Consider the following 12,830-nt stretch of genomic DNA (forward strand, 5'->3'; position numbering starts at 1 on the left):
AACCCAGTGTGCGAAACGGGAGCGCCAGAAGAACCTGCGACCGGAGGAGTGCAGTGGCAGCCAACGACCGGGCAGCAGCTCCCGGAAAGTCCGGTGGGAGCTCCGGCGCCGATGGCCTGATGCGCGCCTCACTGAGCGCCGTGGCACCCGGCACGGCCCTGCGGGACGGACTGGAGCGGGTGCTCCGCGGCAACACCGGCGGCCTGATCGTGCTGGGCTCCGACAAGACCGTGGAGACGATGTGCACGGGCGGCTTCGTCCTGGACGTCGAGTTCACGGCGACGCGGCTGCGGGAGCTGTGCAAGCTGGACGGCGGCATCGTGCTGTCCTCGGACCTGTCGAAGATCCTGCGGGCGGGCGTGCAGCTGGTGCCGGACCCGACGATCCCGACGGAGGAGACCGGCACCCGGCACCGCACGGCGGACCGGGTCAGCAAGCAGGTCGGCTTCCCGGTGGTCTCCGTCTCCCAGTCGATGCGGCTGATCGCCCTCTACGTCGACGGGCAGCGCCGGGTCCTGGAGGACTCCGCGGCGATCCTCTCCCGCGCCAACCAGGCCCTGGCGACCCTGGAACGCTACAAGCTGCGCCTGGACGAGGTCGCGGGCACGCTGTCGGCGCTGGAGATCGAGGACCTGGTGACGGTCCGGGACGTCTCGGCGGTCGCCCAGCGCCTGGAGATGGTGCGCCGCATCGCCACCGAGATCGCCGAGTACGTGGTGGAGCTGGGCACCGACGGCCGTCTCCTCGCGCTCCAGCTGGACGAGTTGATTGCGGGCGTGGAGCCCGAGCGCGAACTGGTCGTCCGGGACTACGTCCCCGAGCCCACGGCCAAGCGTTCCCGCACGGTCGAGGAGGCCCTGGCCGAGCTGGACAAGCTCTCGCACGCGGAGCTGCTGGAGATGTCCACCGTGGCCCGCGCGCTGGGCTACACCGGCTCGCCCGAGACCCTCGACTCGGCGGTCTCCCCGCGCGGCTTCCGCCTGCTGGCCAAGGTCCCGCGGCTGCCCGGCGCCATCATCGACCGCCTGGTCGAGCACTTCGGCGGCCTGCAGAAGCTGCTGGCGGCCAGCGTCGACGACCTCCAGACGGTGGACGGCGTGGGCGAGGCCCGTGCCCGCAGCGTCCGCGAGGGCCTGTCCCGGCTGGCGGAGTCGTCGATCCTGGAGCGGTACGTCTAGTGCTGTGACCGGGATGGTTCACCGTGGTCGGAAGACGGCTCGCGGGACGAGCGCACGCGAGCCGGCTGGTATTACTGGGGCATGCAGGAAGAGATTGCACGCTCCGCGATCGACACGTTCATCTCCGCGTTCAACGCCTCGGACGACAGCTATGTGACTGCCCTGCTCTCCCAGGCCCTGACCTCAGACGTGGTCTTCTGGGGGCCGTTGGGCCGCAGCGAAGGAATCGCGGCGGTCGAGCGGTTCGTGCTGGACATCCGGCGCCACCCGGCGGGGACCGGCACGATGGTGCGCTGCTCAGCGGTGGACATGCCCGACGAATGGGCCCGGTACCAGTGGGTCTTCACCACGCCGGATGGAGGCCCCCGCCTGGCGGGAACGGACGTCGTCCATCTGCGGCGGAGCCTCATCGACCAGGTCATCGTCTTTGCGGGGGAGATCGGACCGTCCGCCCCCTGAGTCATCCTCCTGCCGCTGGGCCGAAGTGGGCCTCGACCGGATCGGCCCGGGAAGCGTAGGTCGGGGTGAAGCACAGCTCGGCCTTGTTCTACTTCGCCCAGCGGCGGATGTCCGCGCCGGTGTGGGCGGAGAGGTTGTCCAGGATGATGTAGATCGGGGCGCCGTCGAGTCGGGCGGCGCGGATCGACTTGAGCGCGGCCGGGGTGCAGGCGGTGCCCTCGTGACGTCGGTTGACGCCCCCACAGGCGGTCGTCGTCCCCGGAGCAGCAGCCGTGGAAGCAGGTGACGCCGTGAGTGCGGCGGTAGGTCGCCGGCAGCCGGTTCGGCTTGCCCTGCTTCGCCCGGCAGGAGCCCGCAGTGGGCCGGGTCCCCCGGGGCCCGAACTCGTCGAAGGCGAAGACCCGGTCCGCGAAGCGGTCCAGCACCTGCTCGATCCGGTCGAGCTTGGCGTCGCGATCAGGGTGTCGAAGTGGTGGATCACGTCCCGGACGGTGTCCTCGTCGCCTGGACCAGCTGGGCGATCACAGGCGCCCGGTTCCCGCCGGCCGAGGCGAGCAGCATCATCGCCGCCGGAGGCGCACCGAGTCGGTGCTGCCCCTGCGCACGGTCCGCCGCAGCTTCTGCCCCTCCTGGTCGGTCAGTCTGCGTACCCGGACAGGCTCGGCCACCGGGTCTCCAGCGAGCGGATCGGACGTCGCCGCACATCCCACCGCCACGACCGCCAACCCGGTGGACCTACGCGGTCACAGCACCAGAGCCCTTGTGCCGGATCCCGGGCCGTGGCCGTAGCGGCCCGCCCGCGCTGAGGGCGGCGCCCGCCCGGACCGGCGTCCGTACGGCTCAGTCCGCCGACAGGACGAACGACGTCTGCAGCTTCCCGTACCCCGGCACCTTCGCCTCCACCAGGTACGTCTTGCCCAGCCCGGCGGAGCCCGCGGGCGGGGTCGCGCACCGCGGGGCGCTCGGCTTGCGGTCCCAGCGCACGGTGGAGGTGATGCCGCTGCCGGCCGGCACCCGGTAGAGCAGGCTCCCGGCCGTCTTCGGGCAGTCGGCGGACGACCAGTAGGAGCCGCTGCTGTCGGCCTGACTGACCGTCACCACCGCGCTCTTCGGCCCCAGGTCCACCTTGCAGTCGGTGCCGGAGGAGTTCTTCGCGGCCAGCTCGAAGGCGGGCGTCTCGCCGGGGGCGTAGGTGTTGCGCACGCTGCGCAGGCTCAGCCTCACCGCCGTGGGCGTGCAGTCGGGAAGCGTGCTCTTGGCCGGCAGCGCCGCGCCCGTGCCGCCGCCCTTGGCGTCGTCGCCCGCACCACCGGCGGACCCCCCGGACGAAGCGCCGGAGCCGCCCGCGCCCGAACCGCCGGAGCCGCCGCTGCCGCCCGCCGAGGAGCCGGACCCGTCCGAGTCACCGCCGCCGGACTCGTCGCGTCCGCCGGGGTGTTGGCTGATCGCGGGACCGGATTCGGAGGGGCCGGGGCCGATGGTGGACGGGGTGGGATTCTTGCCGCCCGCGGCGCCCCCGGTGTCCTTGTGGCCCCCGCCGCCGCCCGAGGTGGCGATCCAGATGCCCAGCAGGGCCAACACGGCCACCAAGGACAGCAGTACGACCCTCCGTCGCCAGTAGATGGAGGAGGGAAGCGGCCCGACCGGATTGCGCAGAGATCCCACGCCCAAACTGTACGAGAGATCGTGGCCTCCGCCCGCCCCACCCGCCGCGCCGACCACAACTTTTCCGGATCATCATTCCGGCAACGCCCCTGTCGGCGAGCCGCCTTGCCGGGCCGGTGACGGCGGCGCGACGGTCGGTGACGAAACGGCCCGCGCCGGGTCACACGCCCGTCCGCCGCCACGTGGCAGGATCGGAAACGTCATGACTGCGCCCACACTGCCCCCACACAGCAGCCCCACAGCCCCGGCCCCCGCCCCCGAGACCACCGCCCGGACCGAGACCGAGACCGGCACGGCCACCGCCACGGCGGCCCCCGACACCACCGCCGCGCACCCGGCCACCGGCACGATCACCACCTCCGGCACCACCGCGCACCCGACCGCCGAGTCCCCCGCAGAGCACCCCGCCGAGTCCGCCGAGTCCGCCGAGTCCGCCGAGTCCGCCGAGTCCGCCGAGTCCGCCGACGAACCCTGCACCGAGCGCACCGCCGAGTCCGCCGATTCCCCCCGGCTCGGCGAGACCCTGCACACCCAGGTCATCACCTGGTTCGACGGCAACGCCCGCGACCTGCCCTGGCGACGCGCCGACGCCGGCGCCTGGGGCGTGATGGTCAGCGAGTTCATGCTGCAGCAGACGCCGGTGAACCGCGTGCTCCCCGTCTACGAGCAGTGGCTGGAGCGCTGGCCGCGCCCCGCCGACCTCGCCAAGGAGGCGCCCGGCGAGGCGGTCCGCGCCTGGGGCCGGCTCGGTTACCCGCGCCGCGCCCTGCGCCTGCACGGCGCCGCGGTCGCCATAACGGAACGGCACGGCGGCGACGTACCCACCGAGCACGCGCAGTTGCTGGCCCTGCCCGGCATCGGCGAGTACACGGCGGCGGCGGTCGCCTCCTTCGCCTACGGGCAGCGGCACGCCGTGCTGGACACCAACGTCCGCCGGGTCCTGGCCCGCGCGGTCACCGGAGTGCAGTACCCGCCGAACGCGACCACCGCGGCCGAACGCCGGCTGGCGCGCGCCCTGCTGCCCGAGGACGAGCGGACCGCCGCCCGCTGGGCCGCCGCCTCCATGGAGCTGGGCGCACTGGTGTGCACGGCGAAGAACGAGTCGTGCCCGCGCTGTCCGATCGCCGCGCACTGCGCCTGGCGGCTGGCGGGCAAACCGGAGCACGAGGGACCACCGCGCCGCGGCCAGACGTACGCCGGTACGGACCGGCAGGTGCGCGGCAAGCTGCTCGCCGTGCTGCGGGAAGCGCACACACCGGTGCCGCAGGCGGTGCTCGACCGGGTGTGGCACGAGCCGGTCCAGCGGGCCCGGGCCCTGGACGGGCTCGTCGCGGACGGTCTGGTGGAGCCGCTGCCGAGCGGTCTGTACCGACTGCCGCTGACCTGACACCACGTCGCTGACGCCACGTCGCTGACGCCACGTCGCCGACACTCCGTCACTTCACAGCCGCATCACAGCCTCAGGGGGCGTCGCGGGCCTCTGTGTCACAGACCCGCGCGCCACCCTGAGGTACAAATCCCCCTAGAACGGGACTAATCGGAGCACTCCTTTACCCCGTTCCTCCGTCCGTTACACAACCGACGCACAGCCGAGCGCTAGCCGCAGGCTGCTTCGGACAGCGCCGTGACAACCCCTCCGTACCTTCATTTCCGTGCCCGACAGGCACCGGGCGGCTGCCGACCACAGTCGCTCGCACACAGGCTCGGGGTCCGGCGGGAGACAGGCCGGAAAACGGGGAGCGGAGGCGGTTGATCATGGCGCAGGGTGAGGTGCTCGAGTTCGAGGAGTACGTGCGTACCCGGCAGGACGCGCTGCTGCGCAGTGCACGCCGGCTGGTGCCGGACCCGGTCGACGCCCAGGACCTCCTGCAGACCGCGCTCGTACGGACGTACGGCCGCTGGGACGGCATCGCCGACAAGCGGCTCGCGGACGCCTACCTGCGCCGCGTCATGATCAACACGCGTACCGAGTGGTGGCGGGCCCGGAAGCTGGAGGAGGTCCCGACCGAGCAGCTCCCGGACGCCTCGGTCGACGACTCCACCGAACAGCACGCCGACCGTGCGCTGCTCATGGACATCATGAAAGTTCTCGCTCCGAAGCAACGCAGTGTCGTCGTGCTGCGACACTGGGAGCAGATGTCCACGGAGGAGACCGCCGCGGCACTCGGCATGTCCGCGGGAACGGTCAAGAGCACGCTGCACCGGGCGCTCGCCCGGCTCCGCGAGGAGCTGGAGGCCCGCGATCTGGACGCACGCGCGCTGGAGCGTGAGGAGCGGGAGCGTTGCGCGGCCTGAGCGCCGGCCCTGAGCCCAGTGCGGCTCGAGGGACCTTCCAGGCGGTGAGCACGGCGGTGGCCGTGCTCGCCGCCCTCGCCCTTTTGGTGTCCGCCTGCGGTACGGGCGGCACCGGCGCTCGCGACGAGGGGCCCGCCGACGCCAGCTCGGTGGCGGGGACCCCGGCCGCGCCCACCCCCAGCCCCAGCGACACCCCCCGCCCGGTGGACGCGGTCCGGCTGGTCAAGGACGACCCGAAGGTCTCCCCCTCGGTCAAGCGCGGGCTCAAACCGTGCGTCGCCGACGAGTACCCTGTGGACGTGTCGTACGGCAAGCTGACCGGCAGTTCCGCGGACGACATCGTCATCAACGTGCTGACCTGCGGGGACGCCGTGGGCCTCGGTGCCTATGTGTACCGGGAGCAGGCCGGCGACCACTACGAGAACGTGTTCGCGGCCGAGGACCCTCCGGTGTACGCCGAGATCGACCGCGGCGACCTCGTGGTGACCAAGCAGGTGTACGAGCGGGGCGATCCGGTCTCGAACCCGTCCGGCGAGGACGTCATCACCTACCGCTGGTCCGGCAGCCGCTTCACCAAGGCGTTCAGTACGCGCAACGAGTACAGCAAGGCCGTCGGAGGGAGCGCCGCGGCGTCCAAGGCCGCGGACGAGCCCGAGCCGGTACCGGAACCGCCCAGCTGACCACCGGGTGGATCCGGCGGCGTGAACCGATCGGGCCCGCCCGTCCGATCCCCTGGTGAACGCGGCACCCGCCGGGTAGGCGACAGGCGGGCACGGCACCGGCGGGCCCACCACCGGCGGTGCACGGCGCCGAGGAACGCACCACCGATCAGGCGCGTCCCCCCAGGGGGCGCACCACCTGAAGCACACGAGGACTGAGAGCACCGGGATGGCAGACCAGACCCACGTCCTGTTCGTCGAGGACGACGACGTCATCCGCGAGGCCACCCAGCTCGCGCTGGAGCGGGACGGCTTCGCGGTCACGGCGATGCCCGACGGGCTGTCCGGCCTGGAGGCGTTCCGGGCGCGACGGCCGGACATCGCACTGCTGGACGTCATGGTCCCCGGCCTCGACGGCGTCAGCCTGTGCCGCCGCATCCGCGACGAGTCGACCGTGCCGGTGATCATGCTGTCGGCGCGCGCGGACTCCATCGACGTCGTCCTCGGCCTGGAGGCGGGCGCCGACGACTACGTGACCAAGCCGTTCGACGGCGCCGTCCTCGTCGCCCGGATCCGCGCGGTGCTGCGCCGCTTCGGGCACGCCGGCGGCGACCGGGGCGAGGAGGGCGCGGCCGGCGCGGACGGCGTGCTGACCTTCGGCGACCTGGAGGTCGACACCGAGGGCATGGAGGTGCGCCGGGCGGGGCGGCCGGTGGGCCTCACGCCGACCGAGATGCGGCTGCTCCTGGAGTTCTCCTCGGCGCCGGGCACGGTCCTGTCCCGGGACAAGCTCCTGGAGCGGGTCTGGGACTACGGCTGGGGCGGCGACACCCGGGTCGTCGACGTCCACGTGCAGCGGCTGCGTGCCAAGATCGGCCAGGACCGCATCGAGACGGTCCGCGGCTTCGGCTACAAGCTGAAGGCCTGAGCGGGGCACGCATGCGGGGGAACACGCGACGCCTGCTCCCGGGGCGCCTGGAGCACGCGGACATCCGTACCGGCCTGCGGTGGAAGCTCAGCGCGGCCATCGCCCTGGTGGGCTCGCTGATCGCGATCGCGCTGAGCCTGGTCGTGCACAACGCCGCGCGGGTGTCCATGCTGGACAACGCCCGCGACCTCGCCGACTCGCGGCTCGTGTACGCCCAGCCGCTGTACGAGCGGCCCGGTCACCGGCCGACCTCGTCGATCATCAAGATCGACGATCCGCTGCTGCCCCCCGAGCTGCAGCAGAGCATCCGCGAGGGCCGCCGGGCGACGTACGTGACCGACCACCGGGGCGGGGTGCCCGACATCTGGGCGGCCATGCCGATCAAGGGCGGCCACGTACTTTCTGTGCACACCCACTTCACCGACCGCAGCGCGAACATCCTCAGGGACCTCGACCAGGCCCTGGTCATCGGTTCCATCGCGGTCGTCCTCGGGGGCAGTGCGCTGGGCGTGCTCATCGGCGGCCAGCTCTCGCGCCGGCTGCGCAAGGCCTCCGCGGCCGCGAACCGGGTCGCCAACGGCGAGCCGGACGTACGGGTCCGCGACGCCATCGGCGGTGTCGTGCGCGACGAGACCGACGACCTCGCGCGCGCGGTGGACGCGATGGCGGACACGCTGCAGCAGCGGCTGGAGGCCGAGCGGCGGGTCACCGCGGACATCGCGCATGAGCTGCGCACTCCGGTGACCGGGCTGCTGACGGCGGCCGAACTGCTGCCGCCGGGCCGCCCCACGGAACTGGTCCTGGACCGCGCGAAGGCCATGCGCACCCTGGTGGAGGACGTCCTGGAGGTGGCCCGGCTCGACGGCGCCTCCGAGCGGGCCGAACTCCAGGACATCCTGCTCGGCGAGTTCGTCGCCCGGCGGGTGGCGGCCAAGGACCCGGACGTCGAGGTACGCGTCGTGCACGAGTCGATGGTCACCACCGACCCGCGGCGGCTGGAGCGGGTGCTGTTCAACCTGATCACCAACGCGGCCCGGCACGGCAGGCCGCCGATCCAGGTGACCGTCGAAGGCCGGGTCATCCGGGTGCGAGACCACGGCCCCGGCTTCCCCGAGGCGCTGCTCGCCGAGGGCCCGAGCCGCTTCCGCACCGGCAGCGCGGACCGGGCCGGGCGCGGCCACGGCCTCGGCCTGACCATCGCCGCCGGGCAGGCCCGCGTCCTGGGCGCCCGGCTGACGTTCCGCAACGTCCGGCCCGCGGGCGCTCCCGAGCACGTCCCGGCCGAGGGCGCGGTCGCCGTCCTGTGGCTCCCGGAGCACGCGCCGACCAGCACGGGCAGCTACCCGACCCTGCCGGCCTGAGGGAGACCGGCCTCTCTCGGCACGGCGGAGGCACGGCGAGAACACGACGAAGGCGCGACGAAGGAACGACGAAGGAACGACGAAGGCCCCCGGCGAGAGCCGGGGGCCTCCGTGCGGTGCGGGGGCGCGCGGGCGCTTCCGGGGAAGCCCGGGAGCGCCGCTCTACGCCTGCGCCTCCGCCGCCTTCGCGTCGGTCACCTGCGCGTCGGCCGCCTTCGCCGTGGCCGGGCCTGCGCCCTTCAGCGGGACTTCCTTCACGAACACCGCGGCGACCAGGGCGACGATGCCCACCACGGAGCCGAGCAGGAAGGCCGAGTGCGTTCCGGAGGACACCGCGTGCTGGTAGGCCTCGCGGATGGCGTCCGGGAGCTTGGCCAGGCTCGCCGCGTCCAGTTGCGCGGACTTCTCGGTCATCTTGGAGCCCGAGGCGCCGGCCCGCTCGGCCATGACGTCCTGGACCCGGTTGTTGAAGAGCGCGCCCATGATCGCGACGCCGAAGGACGAGCCGAGCGTACGGAAGAGGGTGGCGGACGAGGAGGCCACGCCGATGTCCTTCATCTGGACGCTGTTCTGCGCGACCAGCATGGTGATCTGCATCAGGCAGCCCATGCCCGCGCCGAGGACGGCCATGTACAGACCCGAGGTGAGCCGGGTGGTCTCCGTGTCCATCATGGACAGCAGGTACAGCCCGGCCACCATGAGGACGCTGCCGACCACCGGGAAGATCTTGTAGCGGCCGCTGTTGGTGGTGACCCGGCCCGCGATCATCGACACGACGAGCATCGCGCCGAGCATGGGCAGCAGCAGGAGGCCGGAGTTGGTCGCGGAGGCTCCCTGCACCGACTGCTGGTACAGCGGCAGGAAGAGCACCGCGCCGAACATCACGAAGCCGGTGATGAAGCCGATGACCGACATCAGGGTGAAGTTGCGGCTGCGGAAGATGTGCAGCGGCACGATCGGCTCGGCGGCCTTGGTCTGCCAGAACGCGAACCCGACGAGCGCGGCCACGCCGATCGCGGTCAGTTCCATGATCCGCGCGGACGTCCAGGCGTACTCCGTGCCGCCCCAGGTGGTGACGAGCACGATGGAGCTGATACCGAGGGTGAGCAGCGCGGCGCCCAGGTAGTCGACGCGCGCCTGCGAGCGCTTCTTCGGCAGGTGCAGCACGACGCTGATCGCGACGAGCGCCACCGCGCCGAGCGGCAGGTTGATGTAGAAGGCCCAGCGCCAGCCCCAGTTGTCGGTGATGGTGCCGCCGACCAGCGGGCCGCCGATCATCGCCAGCGCCATGACGCCGGCCATCATGCCCTGGTACTTGCCGCGCTCACGGGGCGGGATCAGGTCGCCGATGATGGCCATCACGCCGACCATCAGACCGCCGGCGCCCAGGCCCTGAAGGGCGCGGAAGCCGATCAGCTGGCCCATGTCCTGCGCCATGCCACTCAGCGCGGAACCGGCCAGGAAGATCACGATGGAGGTCATGAAGGCGCCCTTGCGCCCGTACATGTCGCCGAGCTTGCCCCACAGCGGGGTGGCCGCCGCGGTGGCGAGCGTGTAGGCGGTCACCACCCAGGACAGGTGCTGGAGCCCGCCCAGCTCGCCGACGATCGTCGGCATCGCGGTGCCCACGATCATGTTGTCGAGCATCGCGAGCATCATGGCGATCATGAGCGCGAGCAGCACGACCCGTACGCTCCTGGGCTGCTCGCCCGTTTTCTCGGCCTCTGCCGTGGCTATCGCTGTGTCCGCCATCGTTCCCCAGCTCCCCCAGGTGTACCTGTCCCACTTACTTGCCGCCCGGCAAGTCATTACACTCGGGAAGGTAGAGCTTTACTAGCCGGGCGTCAAGTAAGTTTTCACTGGCCTGTCGGCAGGTAGGTTTCCGGGACAGCGCAAGGAGTACGAGGATGGGCGTCACGATGGACGGCACCAAGCAGCAGCGCCGCGGCAACACCCGCCAGCGCATCCAGGACGTGGCCCTCGAACTCTTCGCCGAGCAGGGCTACGAGAAGACGTCCCTGCGCGAGATCGCCGAGCGCCTGGACGTCACGAAAGCCGCGCTCTACTACCACTTCAGGACCAAGGAAGAGATCATCGTCAGCCTCTTCGAGGACCTGACGCAGCCGATCCAGGACCTGATCGAGTGGGGCAGGGGCCAGCCGCACACGCTGGAGACCAAGCAGGAGATCGTCCGCCGCTACAGCGACGCGCTGGCCGGCGCCTCCCCGCTGTTCCGCTTCATGCAGGAGAACCAGGCGACGGTACGGGAACTGCGCATCGGCGACACCTTCAAGGACCGGATGCGCGGCCTGCGGGACATCATCATCGACCCGGACGCGAGCCTGACCGACCAGGTGCGCTGCATCAGCGCCCTGTTCACGCTGCACGCCGGCATGTTCGTCATGCAGGACCTCGAAGGCGACCCCGAGGAGCGGCGCAAGGCCGTGCTCGAGGTCTCCATCGACCTGGTGACCCAGGCCCACCGGGGCGCCCGCGGGGCCTGAGCGCACAGCACCGTGCCGCCCCGCTGCGGACACAGCGGGGCGGCACGGTGATGAATCGTTCAGCCTGGCGTCACCCGGGGTGCGCCCAGGCCGTCACGCCTCGGCTCCGGGCTTCGGACCGGCCTCAGACCTTCACGCCGTGGGCGCGCAGGAAGACGACCGGGTTGACGGCGGAGCCGTAGTTCGGGGTCGTGCGGACCTCGAAGTGCAGGTGCGGACCGGTGGTGTTGCCGGTGTTGCCGGACTTGGCTATGTGCTGCCCGGTGGCGAGGACCTGGCCGACCTTCACGTCGATACGGGAGAGATGGGCGTACTGGGAGTAGAGCCCGTTGGCGTGCTTGATGACGATCGCGTTGCCGTAGGCGGGGCCGTCGCCGCCGCCGTTGGGACCGGCCTTGACGACCGTACCGCCGTGCGCGGCGACGACGTCGGTGCCGATCGGCACGGCGAAGTCCTGGCCGCTGTGCTTGTGCATCCAGTGGCTGCCGCCCTGGTTGAAGCTGGCGGTGAGGGTGTAGTTCTTCACCGGGTCGACCCAGGCCGCCGCCGACTTGGCGACGGTGGCGGTCGGGGCCGCCATCTCGGCGGCCGACGCGGCGCCCGCTCCCAGCGCGGCCGTGACTCCCAGGCCTGCGGCCAGGACGGCGGCACGGGTACGGAGCTTGGTCGCACGGGAAGAACGGACGGTGGCGCGCTGGAACATCGAAACCTCTGTGGGTGGGGGACATGAGGACCTCCCGGACGCAGGTGCTTCGCCGGGCGGGCCACACCTTGGTAACCCGGCCGGTCATCGCGCCTCAAACACCCCCTCTACGACACAAACTAGTAAGAGAGGACAGTGATTCAGATCTCTTGACACCTCGCCCATCTGGGACAAAACGCCTGTAAAACCCCCATGACAGCCCATTCAGGCAGGCGAAATGCCCGATTTATTGATTCCTGTCCCCCACTAAGCGCCGTAGTACAGCTGGAAACGCCTGTGCCCCATGTCACCGGCAGCCCCCCCTGCCCCTCGCTTCCCTGTGACCGGGCTCATATGGCGTTCGTCTCAGCAGAGTTACCAGCAAGTAATCAATCGGTTCCCCTCCCGCCCCCCTGGCGCAGGAACGTGCTCGCACCCCATCCACAGCGTTACGGACGCGAGAGGAACTCCCTCGATGACCACAGGCCCCTGGACGCGCCGCACCGGTATGACCGCCCCCGCCACGGTCACCGCCGTCCGGCACGGCGGCCGTGTCCCTGCGTGCTGCCCCTGCGCACCCTGACCGCACCGGGCCGCTCCCCTCCCCGACCGGCTTCCTCAAGGCGGTGAGCGGCCCGCTCGCCCCGCCGGAGGGCTGGCCGTACGCGTCCTGATGGCTGGGGCGAACGCGTCCTGACGGCGGCGCCGCGCCCTGGTCCTGGTCGACGGTCCGGACGAGATCCCCCCGCCGACCGCCCCCCCCAAAAAAAAAGCCGACGGCTGGCGGCTTGTGGCCGAGCTGCCCGCACCGGCCACGCCGCACCTCGACGCGAGTCTCGCGACGAGATCTGGTCCGAGAGCGTCGAGACCGTGCCCCGTCTGCCGGGTACCGCCCAGGTGCGCGTCCTCTCCCCGCGGGGCACCGAGTACCTGTCCGGCCTGGCCTCGTACCTGCCCGGACCGCGCGAGGTCACCCCGCAGCCCCGTCCCGGCCGCCCGGTACGCGGGCGGCCTGGACGTGGGGGTCTTCCCCGGGATCACGGTGACGCTGGTCGAGCGCTGGAAAAGGGGCTGTCCCGGGACCTCTCGGTCCCGGGAC

At 71.6% G+C, this 12,830-nt stretch carries 11 protein-coding genes and 1 pseudogene; 8 read left to right on the top strand and 4 right to left on the bottom strand.

Annotated elements, in window-relative coordinates; all coding sequences use genetic code 11:
• Positions 1 to 53: 53 nt before the first annotated feature.
• Both disA and ACFC02_RS32075 read left to right on the top strand, forming a co-directional pair.
• Positions 54 to 1,178, top strand: a complete 1,125-nt coding sequence (gene disA / locus ACFC02_RS32070) for a DNA integrity scanning diadenylate cyclase DisA (protein ID WP_026252689.1) — start codon at positions 54 to 56, stop codon at positions 1,176 to 1,178.
• A gap of 81 nt (positions 1,179 to 1,259) precedes the next feature.
• The gene (locus ACFC02_RS32075) at positions 1,260 to 1,637 is read left to right on the top strand and encodes a nuclear transport factor 2 family protein (RefSeq protein ID WP_376364999.1); all 378 of its coding nucleotides are present in this window, start codon (positions 1,260 to 1,262) and stop codon (positions 1,635 to 1,637) included.
• A 16-nt stretch (positions 1,638 to 1,653) separates the two neighbouring features.
• Here ACFC02_RS32075 and ACFC02_RS32080 read toward each other — a convergent pair.
• Both ACFC02_RS32080 and ACFC02_RS32085 read right to left on the bottom strand, forming a co-directional pair.
• Positions 1,654 to 2,305, bottom strand: a pseudogene (locus tag ACFC02_RS32080) (transposase); the annotation flags it as partial.
• Between the two features lie 172 nt (positions 2,306 to 2,477).
• A complete protein-coding gene (locus tag ACFC02_RS32085) occupies positions 2,478 to 3,302 on the bottom strand; it encodes a hypothetical protein (RefSeq protein ID WP_376365001.1) in 825 nt (274 codons plus the stop codon).
• 523 nt (positions 3,303 to 3,825) lie between these two features.
• Between ACFC02_RS32085 and ACFC02_RS32090 the strand changes: the two genes are divergently transcribed.
• From ACFC02_RS32090 to cseC, 5 genes are all read left to right on the top strand, one after another.
• On the top strand, positions 3,826 to 4,689 hold the full coding sequence (locus ACFC02_RS32090) for an A/G-specific adenine glycosylase (RefSeq protein ID WP_376365013.1): 864 nt from the start codon (positions 3,826 to 3,828) through the stop codon (positions 4,687 to 4,689).
• A 368-nt stretch (positions 4,690 to 5,057) separates the two neighbouring features.
• Positions 5,058 to 5,597: a SigE family RNA polymerase sigma factor gene (locus ACFC02_RS32095; RefSeq protein ID WP_037744932.1), complete on the top strand. Its 540-nt coding sequence runs from the start codon at positions 5,058 to 5,060 to the stop codon at positions 5,595 to 5,597.
• The gene (locus ACFC02_RS32100) at positions 5,585 to 6,277 is read left to right on the top strand and encodes a hypothetical protein (protein WP_376365003.1); all 693 of its coding nucleotides are present in this window, start codon (positions 5,585 to 5,587) and stop codon (positions 6,275 to 6,277) included. Before ACFC02_RS32095 ends, ACFC02_RS32100 begins: the two co-directional genes overlap by 13 nt.
• Before the next feature lie 208 nt (positions 6,278 to 6,485).
• Positions 6,486 to 7,184 carry a two-component system response regulator CseB gene (cseB, locus tag ACFC02_RS32105; RefSeq protein WP_376365005.1) on the top strand — a complete coding sequence of 233 codons (699 nt, stop codon included), beginning with the start codon at positions 6,486 to 6,488 and terminating at the stop codon, positions 7,182 to 7,184.
• A gap of 11 nt (positions 7,185 to 7,195) precedes the next feature.
• A complete protein-coding gene (gene cseC / locus ACFC02_RS32110; RefSeq protein WP_376365008.1) occupies positions 7,196 to 8,545 on the top strand; it encodes a two-component system sensor histidine kinase CseC in 1,350 nt (449 codons plus the stop codon).
• Between the two features lie 162 nt (positions 8,546 to 8,707).
• On the opposite strand, the gene ACFC02_RS32115 is transcribed toward cseC, so the two are convergent.
• The gene (locus ACFC02_RS32115; protein ID WP_376365009.1) at positions 8,708 to 10,297 is read right to left on the bottom strand and encodes an MDR family MFS transporter; all 1,590 of its coding nucleotides are present in this window, start codon (positions 10,295 to 10,297) and stop codon (positions 8,708 to 8,710) included.
• A gap of 155 nt (positions 10,298 to 10,452) precedes the next feature.
• Here ACFC02_RS32115 and ACFC02_RS32120 point away from each other — a divergent pair, with 155 nt between their 5' ends.
• Positions 10,453 to 11,049, top strand: a complete 597-nt coding sequence (locus ACFC02_RS32120; protein WP_376365011.1) for a TetR/AcrR family transcriptional regulator — start codon at positions 10,453 to 10,455, stop codon at positions 11,047 to 11,049.
• A 124-nt stretch (positions 11,050 to 11,173) separates the two neighbouring features.
• On the opposite strand, the gene ACFC02_RS32125 is transcribed toward ACFC02_RS32120, so the two are convergent.
• Complete coding sequence (locus ACFC02_RS32125) at positions 11,174 to 11,752, bottom strand: M23 family metallopeptidase (protein WP_360970949.1); 579 nt, start codon at positions 11,750 to 11,752, stop codon at positions 11,174 to 11,176.
• Positions 11,753 to 12,830 lie beyond the last annotated feature (1,078 nt).

The organism is Streptomyces sp. NPDC056160 (genome assembly GCF_042268205.1).
Lineage (GTDB): Bacteria > Actinomycetota > Actinomycetes > Streptomycetales > Streptomycetaceae > Streptomyces.